Origin of the sequence: Halobacillus amylolyticus, from assembly GCF_022921115.1 — a bacterium.
In the GTDB taxonomy this organism is placed as follows: Bacteria; Bacillota; Bacilli; order Bacillales; family Halobacillaceae; genus Halobacillus_A; species Halobacillus_A amylolyticus.
On sequence record NZ_CP095075.1, the window covers coordinates 2,474,552 to 2,493,969 of the forward strand.

Annotated in this window: 18 protein-coding genes and 2 pseudogenes; 8 read left to right on the plus strand and 12 right to left on the minus strand. The window is 40.8% G+C overall.

Annotation, left to right across the window (positions count from 1 at the left end; translation table 11 throughout):
- Positions 1-137 precede the first annotated feature (137 nt).
- Together MUO15_RS12730 and MUO15_RS12735 are read right to left on the minus strand one after the other, a co-directional pair.
- Positions 138-1,340 (minus strand): S8 family peptidase, encoded by a 1,203-nt coding sequence (locus MUO15_RS12730; protein WP_245029673.1) that lies wholly within the window; start codon positions 1,338-1,340, stop codon positions 138-140.
- Positions 1,341-1,575: 235 nt separating this feature from the next.
- Complete coding sequence (locus MUO15_RS12735; RefSeq protein ID WP_245029675.1) at positions 1,576-2,550, minus strand: bile acid:sodium symporter family protein; 975 nt, start codon at positions 2,548-2,550, stop codon at positions 1,576-1,578.
- Between the two features lie 478 nt (positions 2,551-3,028).
- Between MUO15_RS12735 and MUO15_RS12740 the strand changes: the two genes are divergently transcribed.
- Positions 3,029-4,138 (plus strand): oxidoreductase, encoded by a 1,110-nt coding sequence (locus MUO15_RS12740; protein WP_245029677.1) that lies wholly within the window; start codon positions 3,029-3,031, stop codon positions 4,136-4,138.
- Positions 4,139-4,192: 54 nt separating this feature from the next.
- Here the strand turns inward: MUO15_RS12740 and MUO15_RS12745 are convergent, their stop codons facing one another.
- The 6 genes and pseudogenes from MUO15_RS12745 to MUO15_RS12770 all read right to left on the minus strand — a co-directional run bounded on the left by MUO15_RS12745 (position 4,193) and on the right by MUO15_RS12770 (position 10,595).
- Complete coding sequence (locus tag MUO15_RS12745) at positions 4,193-5,308, minus strand: ABC transporter substrate-binding protein (protein ID WP_245029679.1); 1,116 nt, start codon at positions 5,306-5,308, stop codon at positions 4,193-4,195.
- Positions 5,309-5,331: 23 nt separating this feature from the next.
- Positions 5,332-6,111: an ABC transporter ATP-binding protein gene (locus MUO15_RS12750; protein ID WP_245029681.1), complete on the minus strand. Its 780-nt coding sequence runs from the start codon at positions 6,109-6,111 to the stop codon at positions 5,332-5,334.
- Between the two features lie 21 nt (positions 6,112-6,132).
- Positions 6,133-6,954, minus strand: coding sequence for an ABC transporter permease (locus MUO15_RS12755; protein ID WP_245029683.1), 822 nt, complete (start codon positions 6,952-6,954; stop codon positions 6,133-6,135).
- Positions 6,955-7,870: 916 nt separating this feature from the next.
- Positions 7,871-8,488 carry a 3'-5' exonuclease gene (locus tag MUO15_RS12760; protein ID WP_245029685.1) on the minus strand — a complete coding sequence of 206 codons (618 nt, stop codon included), beginning with the start codon at positions 8,486-8,488 and terminating at the stop codon, positions 7,871-7,873.
- A gap of 292 nt (positions 8,489-8,780) precedes the next feature.
- Positions 8,781-9,685, minus strand: a pseudogene (locus MUO15_RS22190) (protein-glutamine gamma-glutamyltransferase).
- A 55-nt stretch (positions 9,686-9,740) separates the two neighbouring features.
- The gene (locus MUO15_RS12770) at positions 9,741-10,595 is read right to left on the minus strand and encodes a chemotaxis protein (RefSeq protein WP_245029687.1); all 855 of its coding nucleotides are present in this window, start codon (positions 10,593-10,595) and stop codon (positions 9,741-9,743) included.
- 154 nt (positions 10,596-10,749) lie between these two features.
- Between MUO15_RS12770 and MUO15_RS12775 the strand changes: the two genes are divergently transcribed.
- The 5 genes from MUO15_RS12775 to MUO15_RS12795 are packed head-to-tail and all read left to right on the plus strand — an operon-like array spanning position 10,750 to position 13,234.
- Positions 10,750-11,073, plus strand: a complete 324-nt coding sequence (locus MUO15_RS12775) for a PadR family transcriptional regulator (RefSeq protein ID WP_245029689.1) — start codon at positions 10,750-10,752, stop codon at positions 11,071-11,073.
- Positions 11,070-11,402 (plus strand): permease prefix domain 1-containing protein, encoded by a 333-nt coding sequence (locus MUO15_RS12780; protein ID WP_245029691.1) that lies wholly within the window; start codon positions 11,070-11,072, stop codon positions 11,400-11,402. The genes MUO15_RS12775 and MUO15_RS12780 overlap by 4 nt, the downstream gene beginning before the upstream one ends.
- On the plus strand, positions 11,399-11,935 hold the full coding sequence (locus MUO15_RS12785) for a hypothetical protein (protein ID WP_245029693.1): 537 nt from the start codon (positions 11,399-11,401) through the stop codon (positions 11,933-11,935). Before MUO15_RS12780 ends, MUO15_RS12785 begins: the two co-directional genes overlap by 4 nt.
- Positions 11,936-11,949: 14 nt before the next feature.
- Positions 11,950-12,228, plus strand: a complete 279-nt coding sequence (locus MUO15_RS12790; RefSeq protein WP_245029695.1) for a hypothetical protein — start codon at positions 11,950-11,952, stop codon at positions 12,226-12,228.
- Positions 12,206-13,234, plus strand: a complete 1,029-nt coding sequence (locus tag MUO15_RS12795) for a TolB family protein (protein ID WP_245029697.1) — start codon at positions 12,206-12,208, stop codon at positions 13,232-13,234. The genes MUO15_RS12790 and MUO15_RS12795 overlap by 23 nt, the downstream gene beginning before the upstream one ends.
- A gap of 130 nt (positions 13,235-13,364) precedes the next feature.
- On the opposite strand, the gene MUO15_RS12800 is transcribed toward MUO15_RS12795, so the two are convergent.
- The gene (locus MUO15_RS12800; protein ID WP_245029699.1) at positions 13,365-13,985 is read right to left on the minus strand and encodes a restriction endonuclease; all 621 of its coding nucleotides are present in this window, start codon (positions 13,983-13,985) and stop codon (positions 13,365-13,367) included.
- Between the two features lie 271 nt (positions 13,986-14,256).
- Between MUO15_RS12800 and MUO15_RS12805 the strand changes: the two genes are divergently transcribed.
- Positions 14,257-15,657 (plus strand): LVIVD repeat-containing protein, encoded by a 1,401-nt coding sequence (locus tag MUO15_RS12805; RefSeq protein WP_245029701.1) that lies wholly within the window; start codon positions 14,257-14,259, stop codon positions 15,655-15,657.
- A gap of 52 nt (positions 15,658-15,709) precedes the next feature.
- On the opposite strand, the gene MUO15_RS12810 is transcribed toward MUO15_RS12805, so the two are convergent.
- The 3 genes and pseudogenes from MUO15_RS12810 to MUO15_RS12820 form a co-directional block, all read right to left on the minus strand.
- On the minus strand, positions 15,710-15,859 hold the full coding sequence (locus tag MUO15_RS12810) for a small acid-soluble spore protein P (protein WP_245029704.1): 150 nt from the start codon (positions 15,857-15,859) through the stop codon (positions 15,710-15,712).
- A gap of 194 nt (positions 15,860-16,053) precedes the next feature.
- Positions 16,054-16,473, minus strand: coding sequence for a universal stress protein (locus MUO15_RS12815; RefSeq protein ID WP_245029706.1), 420 nt, complete (start codon positions 16,471-16,473; stop codon positions 16,054-16,056).
- A 29-nt stretch (positions 16,474-16,502) separates the two neighbouring features.
- Positions 16,503-17,437 (minus strand): annotated as a pseudogene (locus MUO15_RS12820) (alpha/beta hydrolase).
- A gap of 314 nt (positions 17,438-17,751) precedes the next feature.
- On the opposite strand from MUO15_RS12820, the gene MUO15_RS12825 reads away from it, so the two are divergent.
- Positions 17,752-19,404 carry an AMP-binding protein gene (locus MUO15_RS12825; protein WP_245029717.1) on the plus strand — a complete coding sequence of 551 codons (1,653 nt, stop codon included), beginning with the start codon at positions 17,752-17,754 and terminating at the stop codon, positions 19,402-19,404.
- The last annotated feature ends 14 nt before the right edge of the window (positions 19,405-19,418 follow it).

Here is a 19,418-nt window from a genome sequence, read left to right on the forward strand (position 1 = left end):
GCTTGTGAATGATGAATAAAATGAAAAAGGCTCTCCTAGTTTAGGAGGGCCTTTTTCATTTTGAATAAGCTGCTAGAATTTTTCTAAACAGCAGAAGCCCGGAATTATCTGGTTCCGGGCTTCTCTTCTAGTGAACCCTAATATCTCACGGCATCTAGTGAATTAATTCGACCATGTTCAAAATAATACCCTGTTCCGCTGATCGGATCAGCAGTATTTTCGATCGCTGCACGGATTTGATCATTACTTCTTCCTTGACCAGCTAACAGTCCTGCAAGTCCAGCTACATGCGGAGAAGCCATAGATGTTCCAGACTTGTAAGCGTATCCATTATTCGGAACAGTTGAAGCAATTTGAACCCCGGGAGCTGTTACATCTACCCATGTACCATAGTTAGAGAAAGAGGCTTTACGATCGTTACTGTCAACAGCGCCGACTGCGATAACATTCGCATAAGAAGCCGGTTCAAAAGTTGTGGACACCCCATCGTTACCAGCCGCGGCAATCACTACGGAACCACTATTCCAAGCATAATTCACTGCGTTTTCTAATGTTTGCGTATCACAATTACAACCTAATGATAGATTAATAACCTCAGCACCGACATCTGCTGAATAACGAATAGCATCAGCGATATCTGCCAGAGAACCGCTTCCATTCGCGCCCAATGCACGAACGGCTAGGATACTAGTATTTGGGGCCATACCTGCAATACCTGTTGAATTATTCGTTTCAGCAGCAGCCGTTCCAGCAACATGTGTGCCATGACCACTCTCATCCATTGGGTAATAATCGTTATCTACAAAGTCATAACCTCTGATTGTTTTATTATTCAAATCGGGGTGAGTATAATCGACGCCTGAATCTATGATTGCAATTTCCTGATTGCTGCTCCCCCTCGCATAATCCCATGCTGATGGAGTATAAGTATTTTGTGGTCCATATTGTACACTGCTATAATAATAATCATTCGGTGTCCAAGTTGCACTGAAATTATAGTTTGGCTCGGCATATTCTACATTTGGATTATTGTTTAATGCTTTAACGACAGCTTCTACATTGCCAACTTCCAAGACTTTAAATTTAGAATCGACAGCATCCTCATCTGGAACGACCTTTGCACTCATTCCTTTTAATGCTTTCTGCTGGGCACTCTTCCCTTTGTCCTTGAACTTGACGATAACTTCACCTTTAACATAACTCCCCTTTTCAACTTGGGTGTTCACTTCCTTCGACTTCTCCGGTGCCTTGATCTGGCTTTCCGCAGATACATCCCCAATATTCGGCAAAATGGTCAAGGAAACGGCAAGCGACAATGTTGCTAAAGCTTTGAACTTCATAAAAATTCCTCCTTTTTTAGGGTTATATAATAAATTCCCTTAAAAACGAGGAAATCCTGCCATCCCGGGTTGGGAAACATTATATGAATATAGTACCTTTAAGGGAGGATTTAGTGACGGTGTTGTGCAGATTTGATAGATGCCCAAGACAAAAGCTCAGGAACCTAAGCCCTGAGCTCTTATTTGCCTTCTTAACTATTTTTTACTTTTACGGGACAATCTTAGTTCATCTATTCTATTTCAGATAATGTACCTCAGCCTCTTTTCCCGTAGAATGAAGTGAAAATTTACTTATAAGGCTCCCCGTAAATGAGGCCAATACTTGTTGAAACAACATTCCTACAATCACTGGAACAGCTGCAGCTGCAGGAAAATAGGTGATCGCAATAACTGCTCCCCCACTAATATTTCTCATCCCGCTATTAAACGTGAGTGATACGACAGTACCTTGATCTAATTTAATCAACTTCCCTGAAAAATAACCAATGGTATAGGCCATAACTGCTAGAACAAACACGATTACAGCGATTAATAGTAACTTTCCGTCAATATTTTTTAAAAGAGGGGCAACGGCTGAACTATTGATGGCAACAACTGTTCCTATCCCTAATTTAGTAAAAGGAGCCAAGTTAGACTCAAGCGTTCTCGTTATCTCTTTTTTCGCAAATTGGTTAACAAACATTCCTAATACTGAGGGAATAACGATCATCCACAACAACCCTGTCATAATCTCTCTGCTGTCTATCTCCACTGCATTGCCAACTAATAACTGCAGCATCAATGGAATAATGAAGGGAGCTAGTAACGTGTCCACTAGAATAATAGACAGTGTTAACACGACATTGCCTTTATAAATGGAAACCCAAATTAAACTGGTAATCCCCGTTGGAATAACAAATGATAGCACAAGCCCCATTGTTGTGTAGGTATCGTCCGGAAAAACGAGCGATCCTACCCCTAGAGCAAGGAGTGGCATAACGAGATGTAAAACAATTAAGCACACAAACATCGCCATAGGATTGCGCAGTACATTCTTCAAATCGCGAAAATTAGAACCGAGGCTTCCTGAAAAAGTCATAAATGTAAAGATCCATGGCACAAGAAAGACATACAAGCTAAGCCACTCAGCAAAAATCACACCAATCAAGACAGAGGTTGGTGTGATGTACGGCATTATTTTTTGTAGGTGTGTATTAAATGTTTGCAGCATTGGACCTTGCTCCCTTATGTTAATTCTATTTCCCGTATAGTAAAAAGCGCCTCCACCTCGGTTCTTCCGAAATAAAGAACGCCTTTTACTTAAAAAGGCGGGGCAAACCCTTTTAAAAATATTTGTTTATTGAAAGGCAACAATTGCTCCCATTGAAACATCGGAGTTAATACTATTATAAATACCAGTCAATCTGCAACACAAATTAAGTACTTGAGATGCTCTGTAATTTAAAGTCGATTAGTCCATTTGAGAAGTAATCAAGGGGGATTGCTATTCCTGCAATATAGATGAGGCAGAAGGAGAACGTAAACAGCCGTTAAGTACATTAGCAAAGTTTAAATAAATTTTCTATATATAGCGCAGTCTATGGTTAGGACCATTGATTGCGCTTTTCAATTGCAAGCACATTTATTGATTAGTGGAATAAAGAATTTTATCATTCGTTGTGTAACCGATGAAAGGAAGGGTGTTAACCGTGACCTATAGTCACTTATTTTCAGATATAAAACTAGCTGGCCATTCTTTGGATAATCGCTTTGTTGTAGCACCTATGACACGGATTAGTGCAAAAAGTGACGGTCGTGCGGATGATCGAATGAAACGCTATTATGAGCGTTTTGCAAAAGGCGGATTCAGTACAGTCATAACAGAGGGAATTTATCCTGACGACAAATACAGTCAAGGTTATTATAACCAACCTGGTCTTGCGAATGATGATCATACAGCTTCATGGAAGCCTGTCGTTGAATCCGTGCAGAAACACGGTGCCACATTTATCGCACAGTTGATGCATGCGGGCGGGCAAAGCCAAGGTAACGCTTATACAGACCAAACTGTAGGACCGTCAGAAATCGAACCTAAAGGCGAACAACTGGGATTCTACGGTGGCACCGGTCCATTCAAAACACCGAAGTCTATGACAGAACAAGACATTAAGGACGTTAAAGAAGCCTTTGTTCAAAGTGCTCTTCGCGCCAGAGAAGCAGGATTTGATGGTGTAGAACTGCATGGTGCAAACGGATATTTATTAGATCAATTCCTAACCGACTATTTAAATTCACGTGAGGATCAATATGGTGGTTCCCTAGAAAACCGCGTCCGCCTCATGTTAGAAGTCATTCAAGATGTACGTAAAGCAGTTGGCGAAGACTACACGGTAGGCATTCGTATTTCCCAAGGAAAAGTAGCAGATGCCGCACACAAGTGGGCAGATGGGGAAAAGGAAGCCGAATATATCTTCTCAAAACTCGGCGCAACGTCATTAAACTATATTCACGTGACAGATGGAGATGCTACAGAACCATCATTCGGAGAAGGAACACGTACCCTTGCAAAGGCAGCTAAAGACTTTGGAAAGCTACCTGTCATCGCAAACGGAAAATTAGGCGATCCGGACAAGGCCGAGAAGTTTCTTGAAGAGGAGCAGGCTGATCTAGTATCACTCGGTACAAGTGCACTTGCTAACCCAGACTTCCCTCACAAAGTCCAGCAAGAAAAAAGGCTTTTGGAATTTGATTTTGAGAATACTTTACTTCCTCAGGCTGAGATTAAAGATCACGAAATTAATATGGAGCTAGTGAAGTAAATGATAAAAGTCACTCCTGCACCTTAGGTGGGAGTGACCTTTTTCACTTGAATATTAAGGAGTATATTCTCCGAGAATCTCCACTGCTTTTTCCGTTATCGACGTATCGATGGCTTTTTCGAAATCAAACTCACCGCTGATCGCCCCATTATCCTTATACATCTCATATTGGCTCTTAATATCATCGATGAACATCTCGCCATTAGGATTTAATCCAGTAACAGCGACATCCTCCCACAACTTCGGATCCTCCAATGCTGTGTATTCAGTCATGATCTGAATCACTTCATCCGTGCCTTCCCCTTTGATGAAGGCATCATTATAATCGCGAACCCCTTTTAAATAAGCAGCCATGAATCGCAAGGAAATGTCCTTTTCTTCCGTTATAAATTTTGGCGATCCAAGTACCATGGCGATCTGAGCCTCTGGTGCATAGTCCGTCGTATCACCAAAGCGGGTATGGATTCCTTGTTGACTACCTTGCGTAATTAATGGCTCAATTTGAAGAGCAGCGTCAACCGAACCGTTGCCAACTGATGCTAACATGTTTCCAAAATCCGACATGAGCACAAACTCGACATCATCTTCTGTTAAGCCTGCATGGTCTAACATTTTGTGAAAAATATAATCATCAACCGCGTTCTTGGTAGAAACTGCTATGCTTTTACCTTTAAAATCAGCATACTCTTTTATTTCGCCCTCTAACTCTTTACTAATGACAAAAGAGAAGTAAGAATCCCCTTTTATATTGTGTCCTTTATCAGCAATAATTTTGACGTCAATTCCTTGAGCGATCGCATTGAAAAAGGATGCTGTCGAAATCCCTCCTGCAATATCCACTTCGCCAGACGCTAACGCAGGGAGCATATCATCACTGTTGGCAAATTGAGCGAACTCCACTTCAATATTGTAATCCTCAAAGTAACCTTTTTCTTTAGCAATATAAAAACCCGCTCCTGATGCCGATCCATCTTCAGCAATAACAACGGATGCCTTTTCCTCAAGTGGTGCCAAATCACCTGAAGGATTATCCTCACTTACTTCATTGATCCCCTCATCACCAGCATTACCTTTATCGTCCGATTCATCTGACTGACCTGATGAACAACCACCTATTACAAGAATGAACAATAACAACGGAATGAAATATAAGATATTCAATTTCCTCATAGTGGAACCCCTCTCTTACCTGCCTAAATTCTCGAACCTTGCACCTCATCGTGCAGGTGATTCCAAATCTCCACAAAGTTGTCTGCCATAGTTTGATCTGCACGTACTTGTTCCATATTTCTTGGACGCGGTAAATCTATAACCTTTTCATCGATAATTTTCCCGGGTTGGGAGCTCATCAATAAAATTCTGTCACTGAGCAACAAGGCTTCATCAATGCTGTGCGTAATAAAAAGAACTGTCTTCTTTGTTTCTGACCAAATATTTAATAATTCTTCCTGAAGAATAAATTTATTTTGCTCATCAAGCGCACCAAAGGGTTCATCCATTAATAAAATTTCGGGATCATTTGCAAAAGCCCGCGCAATACTTACCCGCTGTTTCATCCCTCCGGACAACTCCTTTGGATAAAGTTTTGCAAATTTATCAAGGCCGACTTTTGTTAAATAATAAGCGGTTCGTTCCTTTACAACAGGCTTCGGTAAATGCCTCATCTTGAGACCAAAGGCCACATTCTCTTCTACCGTTAACCAGGGGATAACCCCCCGCTCCTGAAACACCATCGATTGTAACGGCCGGTCCTTTTTCCCTTGTGCAATCTTAAATTCACCAATACTTGGATTTTCCAACCCTGCAAGAATACGGAGTAACGTCGTCTTTCCGCATCCACTCGGTCCGATCAAACATACGAATTCGCCATCCTTAATGTCTATGTTTATATCCTCTAGAGCTGTGACACTACTCCCTTTCTTATAAAAGGCTTTCGTCAAATTCTGAATCGAAATTTTAGGCTTCTCATTCATTGAATAACCCCCTCCCATCAGCTATCTCCACGGCAGCAGCTTCTTCTGAAGTCCTCTTAAAGCAAGCGAGAACAGGTAGCCGAAAAACGAAATGAGCACAAGCCCTACATACATTTCTTTTAGTAAAAAGGCACTGTATGAGGTCCAAATTAAGTAGCCTATACCTGAATTAGCCCCCATCATTTCCGCTGCGACAATCGTCAGAAGTGCAATGGCCTGCCCCATTTGAATTCCTTCAATCATTACAGGAAGGGATCCAGGCAAAGCAATTTTAAAGAAAAAGTCCTTAGAATTTGCCCCATAGTTTTTTGCCACATCCAAATAAATTCGATCTATATTGATGACCCCAGCTACCGTATTAATCACAACTGGAAAAAACACACTTCCCGCAATCGTTACAATTTTGGAAGTTTCACCAATCCCAAATATGATTAAAATAATGGGTAATAGTGCCAACGTTGGAATAGGCATGAGCGCCATCACAAGCGGAGAAAAGAAATGCCGTAGTGGTGAATATAAGCCCATTAACAAACCGAGTACGACTCCAGGGATCACACCTAACAAAAACCCGGCAAATATTCGAAATAACGAAATTCCAATATGGTTAAATAACTCGCCACTCGTTGCCATAGCTACAAACGTTCCGACTATTTCCGTTGGCGGTGGAAAAAACCTCGCATCGACTAAGCCAGTTCTAGATAAAAACTCCCATAAAATTAAGATAAAAATCGGCGATGATATGGTAAGTATTTGTTTAAACCGACCTCTTATTTGTCTTTTTTTCCATTCTTCTTGTTCGATTGCAAAAGGATCGTGTTCTATATTCACATCTTTTTCCTTCATCCTTCACCACCTCTTTATGCAAATAATATGTATTTTCGCCTATAAGTGTGAAAGATGTTAGAGGAATACTTTTACACGAGCCATTAAAGAAAGCACGTAGGCCGAACCTTCAATTGAATAAAGGTTCTGCTACGTGCTTACTGTCTTCTATGTCCACACCTCATCTGGTTCTGAGTACTAAATTTCATTCCCTTTAATGGAAGCTATCTACTATGAATAAGAGTTCTTCTCTAGTTAAAGGTTTCAGAAGTTCGATACTCACCCTCCAATTGGTTGTGTATTTTTTCAAACTCTAAGGAGTTAACTCTCCTACTGGGGAGCTAAAAGATGTTCTTCGTTGCCCAGTGAGATGAATTGGATCACCTTCATTACTTTTAATACTTAGATTTGCAGGGGGAGAGCCTTCATACCATATTTCACCATTACTTTTTTGAAGTTCTTCAGCACCTAAAAAATATACCTCAAACTATTTTCATTGTAAAATTCCACTAATTCCCTTTACACTTTTTATTTATGTATGGGTAATCTAGCTAGTTCACGTGATCCAATGGTGTTACACACTGTAATTAATATTCAAGTTTAGACACACTTACACATTTACCCGCGGAGGGTAAATGATGATTTTATTATCAAAATCTGATTAAGTCAAAATAATTTATTGTTAAGTCAGAATCCAGACGAAAATGGGAAGAATAACTCCAATTTTAGGGAGAATCTTTTACCATCTGGACAGAATCCCTTGAATTAGGGGAAGAATCTTTGGCTATTGCACCTGCCCCCTAGTACGTTAGCAAATTATCGCACCGGGGGCAGGCGACTTTATCATTCCTTTTGAGCGATTCTAATGTACTCGTGAATACGATGGTTGACTGATAGAATGGGTGGTTGTGATCAAACGCTGTAGCAGTCGCCGTGATTAATTCCTAGCGGATGCCGTTCTTTTTTTCTTACTGAGACGGGCTGGCCTGTATCCAGAAGGGAAAATGGCGCCATTAGTCGTTTTTGTTTTATCGAGTAGTTCATTTATATTCGACGCTGCGTGATATTCACAGGCTTTTAATAGTACAATAGCTGATGCCTCGGCATCTTCCAGGGCATGATGGTGATCAAGCTGAATATTTAAGTACTGCGAGAGGGTTTTTAAATTATAGCTAGTCAGATTTAACCAGGTTTTCTTTGCAATGTTTACTGTGCAATTGTATGTCAAGGTTGGATATGGTAATTGGTAGTCATCCAATACATTGCGAAGGACGCTCATGTCAAAGCTGGCATTATGGGCAACAACCAGTTTACCGTCCAGCTTTCCTCTTATTTCCTCTTCCCATAGTTGGTTAAATTCCTTCTCGTTTGCAACATCTTCTTCTGTTATTCCGTGGATTCCCGTGTTGATGCCATTAAAAAAGTTTTGTTGTGGTTTGACTAACGTATAATACTCATCAACAAGCTCCCCATTTACGTATTCTACTAGGCCGATCGAACAAACACTTGACCTAGAGGAGTTCGCTGTTTCAAAATCTATTGCTACAAAGTTCATTCTCCCACTCCCTATGTATCTTTCATCTGTAACGATTATTGATTATATTGTAAGGGAGAAGGTTTAAAACAACAAGGATGCCAAATGAGGATAGCAGATATTGATGGATCATCTCACGGTAATGGAAAATACTTACTTAAACTAGACGAATCAGCATAAAGCCATGCCTCTTTACCATTGAGTGTTTAATCCCTATATGTAAAAAGAAGAAGCTGCTCCATAACAGCTTCTTCACAATTGGAGTAGTAATCATAATACTTTTTCACGAGGCGCACAACTTTATTTTAGGGACCTACATATGATTATAAACCGCAATTAATAAGAACATATATCGTTCAAATGAAATCGAGGTTTCATTATGTGGGACAACGGCATACTGATATTTTACAAATGAGTAGTTTCGTGACGGCATCGAGAATCTCGCCAAGTGTTTAAATGCTGGCCTCTTGGCTCCATTTTCAAGATACGCCGATTGATTGGAGCCCGGTATTCTTCTTTGGTTGAGAGCCTGAATCATTTCTTCAGCTGTTCGGATCCCGAGTCCATGACCAAAATACGTACCATCCCCAAGCACCACAGCATTCTCTCCTCTCCACTGAGAAAGCTGGGGATCAAAGTCCGGGTTATTAAAATAGACAATATCCCCAGGTAAAAAATCATCGGTGCGAATGGTTTGTATCCCGAGGTCAGGATCAAAGTGCCAGCTGTATATATAAATATTTGGGAATAACTGATTAAAAGAATATTCGCCAATTGCATTTAAAACGGCATGGTAATAGATAATGATCATTGCCCCTGCACACTCAAATGCATATTGTGAGCTGTTCTTATAAATGTCTTGAATTGCGTCAGATGGCTTTACATCCTGTCGCAACCGGAACCCACCGATATCAGTCAAATGCCAGTACTGGGGTTGCAACGGGATGTCGCGAATACTGCAAACTCGGCACTACTTTGGTTCATGGCTTTTGCACTTAATATGATGTTTTTGCGCAATCTAAGTTCAAACGATAATTCATCTATAGTTGAATACGGGTAAACGATCGAATCTTCATTCATTCTTTGAATAATCATACTTTCAATACTTCCAGTCGGCCACATTCCATTTTGTTGAAAAGGTGTTCCCGATAATAGAATCATACGATACCTCTTTTCCAAACGTAGGTAATTTTTTGTATTATTATCTAGCCTATTCATACAACATTTTAATGTGTGGCTTTCACTAATTAAGCCTTTCTTTCTTTTCTACTTCTCAAAGATTGACTTCCTCCCACGTTCTAACTAGTCCGTCTACGATTGACGTGATCACATCCTTGTCGGTATCGTATTTGCTATGCGAAAAAGGTGTCCAGCTCGTTAAGAGACCGCCTGCATTAACTTGGATGTCTTTAGTGACGAAGGTTTGATAATGATCGTTTAATCCTTTTAAAGGGTATGCCAGAATATCATCCTTGTCATAGAAGTTCAGCCATTCACCCTGAAGATTCGAGTAGTACTTTTTAATCGACGGGGACGGGACATGGATAGGGAAGCCAAAATCAATAAAACGCAAAGACCACAAGGCCATTGGACTGCCCATTGTATAGAACAATGCTAATGTCTTTCCTTGTTCTAACCCCGTATTACTTGTGCTTCTTCTTGTATGGTCTCCGATATTTTCCTGCTTAAATTGTAAATCATAGAAATAATTGCTCGCTACTATGGAACCAAGACTATGACTGATCACGCACAATGGTGCATTCGGTCCTGTTTTTTCTTGTAACTTGTTCAAAGACTGTGCCAGCAAAGCATGTACCTTATCGTAGTTACTATCTGCTACCGACGTTGGCTGATAGGCGACAGCGTCTGCTAGAAACTCCACCGCAAAGCGGCGCAGTCTAACATAATCTAGATCAGTACCTTTTTGCAGCCTCTCCCAAAGTCTATTCTCCCCCGCTTCAAATATGGAGGACCAATACACTGGTTCAAATACCAACTCTTTTTCCGGGTTTTTAATTTTAAGTTTTTTTGCGAAGTTTTTATAAATTTTTCCGATCATTTTTTCCGCAAAATGTTCCTCTGGTGTGCCCGCACCGTGTAGAATAGCGACGGCAAGTTTCTGAGTCATATCCCCAGCACTCCTCCCAATAGCTTTTAGTTTATATAATAAACCATGTTAAATAATTCCTCTATATTATAAGTTTTTTTATTACAATAACCTTGCATTACAATGTACATCGTTATACAATGTTACCGACAAATACTGGAAGGGTCGTGATTCGATGGATCGCGAAATTATGAAGGGCAGCATCGACATACTCATGCTTGGCCTTGTTGCGAGACGTGACATGTACGGCTATGAAATCGTAAAAAGCTTAAAAGAGCAAAGTAATAATCTTTACAATATGAGCGAAGGGACATTATATCCTGCGCTCAAAAGACTCGAAAAAAAAGAATGGATGATATCCTACTGGTCGGAGACTCCAAGTGGTCGCAGGAAATATTATCAAATTACTGACGAAGGGCAAACCATTCTTCGACAAAAGCTTGGCGAATGGCAGAATGTCCATGACCTTATTATGAAAACCTCCGAGGATTTGTCATGAATCGGATTGAAAAACATGTCGATCGGATTCTTGAGCAGATGCAAAGTCCACCTGAGGAACGGGAGGACATTAAAGAGGAACTAATGAGTCATTTACAAACTGCCAAACTTCATTATATGGAAGACGGGGTACCTGAAAAGAAAGCAGAAAAGCAAGCGATCGATGACTTTGGTAAACCAGACACCATTGGTCATGGATTTCAGGAAACGATTTACCCCTATCAACGGAGTCTGTTATATGGGATTGGAATTGCAACACTTATATTTGGTGCCATTTTATATATAAGTTTAACGTTTGGGGTGGGGAAACAGAGCCTCTCTGGCTATTGATCCAAATGGTGGTCGGCAGTGCTGTCACATTATCAGCCATTAATATTGCCTTTATGGGAAGGCACTTTTGGTCCGTCAATGTGATTGTTTTGCTAACCGCTGTATGGAACTTCCTTAACCTCGTTGTAGTCGGATCGATGCCACAAGCCCAAGCAATTTCATTTAGTTTATATTTGGTGACCGTTATCATTCTGTGTCTCATTTTTGTAATTAGGAATTCCTATTACTCTTCAAACCTTTCAGAAACAAAACCTAAAGAACGGAATATCCAGAAGGTTAGTTATGTTGTCAATATCATATTTTTTGTCTTGATTTGTGCAGGGGCCTTGTTTTTCACTTGGGGGCTTATGTTTGCCGGCGGTTTTCAATGGAAGCTCCTATTGCCCTTATCTAGCATTGTAGCATGGTTAATCTTTTATAAATTCCAAATGAAATTAATAGTAAAGCGACCTGTTGCTTCTGTTTTAGTAGGACTAGTATTTTTAGTCTTAGCCTTGATAGCACCGTTTGCCATCGCCATATTCCTTACTTAGTAGGAGGTTATATAATGGAAGACCTTATTCAAATCTTTGCCTGGTTGATATTCCTTCTGTTCATCCTCGTTCAGCTCGCCCTTATAATCCTAAAGAAATGGGTGATTGTAATGTTTACATCAGGTATTATGACTGTTTACGGAGCACTTTCAATGGGGATTGGTCTTGTCTCTACCCTAAGGATTGAGATTTACGGGGTGCTGGTTCTGCTTGTTGGACTCGTCCTCTACATATCTACAAAGGATCGATTGGAAAGAGGTGAAGGGTTTCATGTCACTAAAAAAGAAGAATAGTATATTTATTGCTGTAGTTACTATCGTATCTGTCTTGCTCTACTGGGGCGGAACATTTGCAGATGGGCCTTCAGGGTACACTGGTTTAGGGCATGCCCCGGCGTTATCACCTGATGACACAACCATCGCTTTTTCTTACTTCCACAACGGAGAGGCTGCCCTTTATACTAGTCCTAGTTCCGGCGGGGAAGCTCAATTACTCCATAAACCTGATCAAGGCTATTCTTATATTAGGCCCTCCTATTCTCCAGGTAGCTCCAAACTAGTTTTTATTAAACAGTGGGAGGAAGAGGAGAGATTACGTAGTCAATTGATGATTTATAATGAGGACGAAGAAAAAGTGCGACCCCTAATAGGTCATGAAGAATTTGTTACCGAAGCGGTCTTTTCACCCGATGGAGAGCATATCTACTTTTTAAAAGCCGGGGTTTATAAAAATTACTCAGACATTGCACAGAAGAAACCACACGACTTTGATATTTTTAAAATGAATATCAAATCTGGCGAAATCGAGCAGATAACGAGTAGTAAGGCTTACACTATGTCCTCACTGCAAGTATCATCCGATGGTGAACAGTTATTGTATTCAACATTTGATGGGAAAGATGTAATAAAAATGATCAATCTGGAAAGTAAGAATACAAGAACCATCACACCTGGTCCTGACTACACATCTGCAGCGGCGCAGGGGCCTATTTTGTCTTCCCCATCCCTGTCACCAGATGGAAAAACCATTGCTTTTTCCGATGTAGGTTCGAAATCGGAGCATGGGACGTACCAATACGAGTTGTTTATGATGAACCATAAAGGGGAGAAAGTTGAACAAGTAACCAATTTCCATGAACACGTTAGCCAGCCGATATTTTTCCATCATAGCAGTGAGCTGTTAGTGACGATCAATAGAAACTTTGCCGGAAGAAATCCCGATAATGAGTATTGGAGGATGGAACAGGATGGCAGTCATGCGGAAGAAATTTTAATTGAGATACCAAGTAAAGGGTCATAACTTACATTCGTCTATTTTCAACAATAAAATACCCCACTAAAACTTCCGTATATAAAAAAGCATCTTTCTATTCATAGGCTATCGAATAGAAAGATGCTTTTAGTGTGTCTAATTGGAACCCCTTAACTAGTTATGCTCTGCTAACCTCACCGACCAGCTCCTCGTCCACTTCCTTCACACCTTCTAACCAGTATTCAACTAGTTCTACACCATCAATGAGTTCAATGTTCTTCAAACCGCGGGCATATGTCCTTGCATTTTCATTAAAAGACCCAGTTGTGATGATATAGCCGCCCGCCGCTTCTTCCTTAATCACATTAGAATGCAGCAAAGCAATCGGCTCGTACCCCATATCATCTTTGTAGCATTTGACCTGAGCTAAGTATTTTTCATCGTTCACTGTAAGGTCGAAATCGACACCAAAGTCCCAGGAAGGATTCGTAACCCACGCTGTACCATTGAACTTCACCTCGAAAACGTTCGCGACAAACCTTTCAAAACTGATCGGGTCTTCTTTTATAAACAAGTCAGAGTACTTTTCTGCGACTTCCTTTCCATCTCCTGTCTTTTCAAACTCTTTTTTCTTAAATCTATAATACAACCCCATGGCTAGTGTTTTCCTGATGTTTTCATCTTCTTTAATTTGTTCAGCAATCGTAAGTGCCTGATGATGATGTGACTTCCGTACAATCCATAAATGCACGAGCGCTATCGCTATAACAACAAATGCAGCAATTTCAATTAATCCCATACATCAGCCTCCTGTAAAAAGTAGGTACTACAATTAATTTTAGACAGTGTCACAATTTTTCATACAAAAGAGGCGATCCATGGTCAAAAAGGAGCGATTTTTAACATTCCTAAACGTAGGCCTATGGGAACACTACTTGTAAATAACAGGTATACGATACCCATTAATAAAATTTATCTCCCCTCTCATTTACCCATTTTCTGAAAATTTGTTAAAAAGTGGTCATAACTATGTTATATTTTTGGAAACTATTACACTAGGAGGAAAATAAATGAATAAAAAGTTCTTCTTAAGTTCAGCAATTGCAGGAGTGATGGCCTTTTCACTTTATGCTCCGTCCGCTTCCGCTCACGACATGCTTGATGGCTCGGGGATTCAAAAGGGCCCCGCAGAAGCAGATTTAACAGATGTTCCAACACTTGAAGGTGAGAAAAACCTTTCCAATTGGCATGAAGTGGCTGACGTGCAACTTAAAGAATATGATGGTGTCCAAAATTCAACAGCTGATGTATACGCCCATAAAGGGTATGCCTATTTAGGGACACATGTTGACGGGGGTGGAAACGGCGGTGTCCGTATTTTCGATATGCAAGACCCTTCGAACCCTGTAGAGATTGCCAAGTTCGCTGATGATATTCCCGGCACTTGGCAGGAAAAAGTTATCGTTAAAACAGTGAACACGAAGCATTTCAAAGGTGATTTAGCCGTGGTTAGTGTGCAACAGTTGAACCGAAACGCTGAAGGGTCTCAAGGCGGTTTTCTCCTTTATAATGTATCTGACCCTCATAACCCTGAAAAGCTTGGATTCTGGAAAGTGGACAAGCGTGTTCCTGGGACACATGAATTGTACTTAACTGAACAAAACGGCAAGCCTTTCGTGCTAGCAGCTAACCCTTATGCCGATTATTATACACACGGTGAAACAAAAGACTTCGCATTAGTTGATGTTTCCAACCCAGCGGAACCTAAAACGATCTATGAATTTGATCCCCGCTCCCTTCCAGAAGTCTCAGAGGACTTTGACGGATATAATTGGGAAGCACCTGATGGAAAAACAAGACCCGTGTTTAACCACAGTACGATGACCGATCGAAATGGAGATACCGCCTATTTATCCTTCTGGGATCTTGGAACCATTATTCTAGATATTTCCGATCCTTATAACGTCGAATATAAAGGACGGACGGACTTTGCACCAAAAGTCCAAGGATCAGCTCACTCCTCAGCCATCGCCAAGGGTGGAAACGTGCTTATTGAAACTAGAGAAGTCTATAACCCTACAAAAGAAGGGTATGAAGAATCTTACGGCTATACACGAATTTTCGATATTAAGGATCCTACTAACCCTCAGCTTTTAAGTACATTTAAAACCGATCTTGTAGATAATGTAGAAGATGGGGTTACTTTTGCAAATACCGTTCATGATCCAAAAGTTCACGGGAACACACTTTACCTGTCTCATTATGCAGGCGGATTGAGAGCTGTAGATATTACAGACCCGTCAAACCCTGTCCAAATTGGCAAGTATGTACCTAAAGATGCCTACTTCTGGGGTGTGTTCGTCGATCGAAACTACATTTTAGCTTCAGACATGGGAAATGGGCTGAAGGTTTTATTAAAAAACAACGGAAACACGAAAACGAATGTGCCAAAACACGAAGTCCAGCGCTAATAAGTAATGGAATGGAAAGAGAGAGGCAGGTCCTCTCTCTTTTTATGGTTGACTACATATCATGGGACGTTTTTTGCTTTTGACGCGAATGGTTAGCCTGCTTCACTTTATGTGAGCCTTTTAATGGCTCGCCATAAGGCTGATTAGGGCTCTTTGGTAAGTTTGGATTCTTTTGCTGCTTCGGTCCTTTAGGGGTAGACATGGTGTTCTCCTCCTTTCCTTTTATATGAATAGCTTTTGAAAATGGAATGATAACTATTCAATACGGCTGAATTTCTGATCATTGTTTCTGAGTACAGAATGGTATTTAACCACGTTTGGAAAAATAAGCTGAAAATAATTTACTTTTCTAAATTAAAAAATGCCTGTGAACCAATGAATTCACAGACAGAATATTTATTTTACTATGACGACTGGACACTCCGCACGTTTCGCTATTTTATGACTGACACTTCCAAGCACCATTTCCTGTAATCGATTTAACCCTCTGCTCCCTACTACTACAACATTGAATTGATTTTCATTGGCAAACTTTACGATGGTCGGGCCTGGATCGCCTTTGATAATTTGAACCTCGTATTCGATATCCTCACTTTGCAGAATGTCCTCTGTTGCATGTAGACGCTCTCTTCTTTTTTCTTGGAGAGCTGTGCTGTTCTCTTCTGATAACACATCGGATTTGGATGTGGAACCATCAATGGTATAAATGACGGTGACTTTTCCATGCTTTTCTGAACCAGTTAATTTCACAGCCATATGTGTGGCGCGTACAGCATGATCCGAACCATCTGATGCTAACAGAATTCGATCAAACATCGCGTATCCTCCCCGAGTCTAGAATATTTCTATTTATCAAAGGCAGAACGTAACAAATGACCTGCTTGTTCCAAAGCTCTTTTCCCCTGATCCAACTTATCCGCCATGCTGACAAATCCGTGGATCATCCCATCGTACCTTTCAAGAGTAACGGGAACTCCAGCTTCTTTTAAACGATGGGCATAGGCTTCCCTTCATCACGGAGTGGATCATATTCAGCTGTGATGACCGTTGCCGAGGGCAGTTCTGAGAGATCATCTATTAAAAATGGTGAAGCTAGGGGATTTCCAGCATCCTCAGATGTTCGCAAATAATGATCGCGAAAATAAAGCATGCTCCCTTTTGTAAGAAAGTAACCTTCTGCATTTTCCCGCATTGATGGGGTTTCTGCTGTGAAATCTGTGGCCGGGTAAAAAAGCAGCTGATGGGCCAAATTTAAGGTTCCCCGCTCCTTAGCCAAATGGCAAATGACTGCTGACAGATTTCCCCCTGCACTATCTCCACCGACGGCGACTTTGGAGGCATCAATGTTGAACTCAGAAGGGTGTTCAATTATCCATTGGGCCGACGCATAACAATCATCAACAGCTGCTGGAAACTTATGCTCCGGTGCGAGACGGTAATCGATTGAGATAACGACGCATTTTGCCAGATTTGTTAGGGCACGACATACATTATCATGGGTATCCAGATTTCCGATCACCCATCCTCCGCCATGATAAAACACAAGGGCAGGGTGTGGCCCTGCCCCCTCAGGTGTGTAAGCCCTTACATTTATATCCCCACTTGGTCCTGGAATAGATCGGTTTTCAGCTTTAGCAACAGGTTCCTGTGGTTCAGCCGAATTTGCTTCTAGCTCTTGAAACGCCTGGCGTGCATACACCGGGGGTAAACTTTCTAAAGGTGGAGCCCCAGCCGCTTCCATTTGTTGAAGTAAAACTTTCACTTGCGGATCTAATACCATTTTTTCATTCCCCTTTTTTGTAAAATGGTGACTTTAATCTGGTAACAAATCTAATTTCATTATAGATGGAGAACATGATTATTAGCAATTTTTTATTGTGAAATAAGATGTACTAGACGCCGATAAACCGTGAAAACAATAATCGAAATGCTGCTCATCCCTCATTAGAAAGCTTAAGATGAATATAAAATTAGTCTGAATTTTGTTAATACTTGTATGAAACCACTTAAGAATAGTATGATTAAGACAATACACATACTGACTAGTCAGTATCATCACTTAATGAGCTCGTCACTAATAAGGAGGTTGAAAAGTTGGAGGAAACGGTAAACAAGTATTGGCCAAGTAGCTTACCTAAAAGTTTATCCTATCGCTTAGGAGAAAGACCTCTACATGAATACGTTAAAGAGAATGCCAAAAAAAAGCCTGAAAAAAACGCATATAATTTTTATGGTCGAAAACTTAGCTGGAAGGAATTTGGTTTACAAATTGACCGTTTTGTCGGCTTCTTAAAAAATCGCGGAGTTCAAAAGGGAGATAGAATCGGACTTTATTTGCAAAATTGCCCACAGTATATCATTGCACATTACGCAATAGGTCGACTTGCTGCGATTGTTGTCCCTATTAATCCTATGTACAAAGAATCAGAACTTGAATATGTACTGAACGAGGCAGAGGTAAAAGGAGTCATTGCTGGTCAGGAGCTATACGAACGCCTTACAAATATCAATCGTCCCACCTCAACCTTACAATTTATCGTCACAACATGCTATGCTGACTATCTACCTGAACATCCTACGCTTCCTCTCCCTCGCGAACTGATTGAAGACAAACATAACTTTGACGATACCGCTGATATGAAAGAAATTTTAGATCATACAGCTCCCATAAGTGAGTCGTCTCCAATAGACATTTGGGAAGATATTGGCTTGATGGTATTCACTTCTGGAACTACTGGAAGACCGAAAGCAGCCATGCTCCCTTTTGTAAGCGCTCTATTTAAGACTGCCGCCACTTCTGAGGTGAATCAAGTAAAAGAGGACGATAGAGCTTTAGCCGTTGCCCCACTTTGTCATATCGCCGGTATGGTAATGGGAGTAAATTTACCAGTATATCGTGGATGTGAGTGTGTACTGCTAACTAGATTTGACACTGAAGCTGCCATATCTGCTATTGAAAAATATCGGATTACCACTTGGTATAGCATAGCTCCAATGAATGCCGCGATAATAAATGCCCCTGAGGTAGCACAAAGAGACCTAACCTCTTTAAAAAGAAACCTGGCAACAAGTTTCGGTATACCGGTTACTAAAGAGTTAGCGAGGAAGTGGAGTCATATTACCGATGGCTGCTTACTTTATGAAGCAGCTTATGGATTAAGTGAAACGCATACATGTGACACCTTTATGCCCGTAGACCATATTAAATATGGAAGCTGCGGGATACCGACCTATGAAACACAAATAAAAATTCTAGACCCCTTCACTAGCGAAGTCCTGCCACCTGATGAACAAGGAGAAATCGTTATAAAGAATCCGGGTGTATTTAAAGGGTATTTAAATAGACCTGAGGCAACCTCGGAGACACTCAAGGACGGTTGGGTGCATACAGGAGATATTGGTATGTTGGACAAAGAAGGGTATTTATTCTTTTCTGGACGAATCAAGGAAATGATTAAATGCTCTGGATACAGTGTATTTCCGGAAGATGTAGAATCCTTACTAAATGAACACGAGGGTGTTTTGCAAAGTGCTGTCATTGGGGTTCCAGATGAAGTCCGCGGAGAAAGTGTCAAAGCTTTTATCGTGTTAAAACCTTCTATTGCAGGCAAAGTTACGGAACAAGAGATGATCGATTGGGCTAAAGACAAAATGGCGGCCTACAAGTATCCAAGATGTGTAGAATTTCGTGAAGAATTACCTTCTACAAGCTCCGGTAAGGTGTTACGAAGAAAGCTCAAAGATTAGAAGCGGAAAGGTGA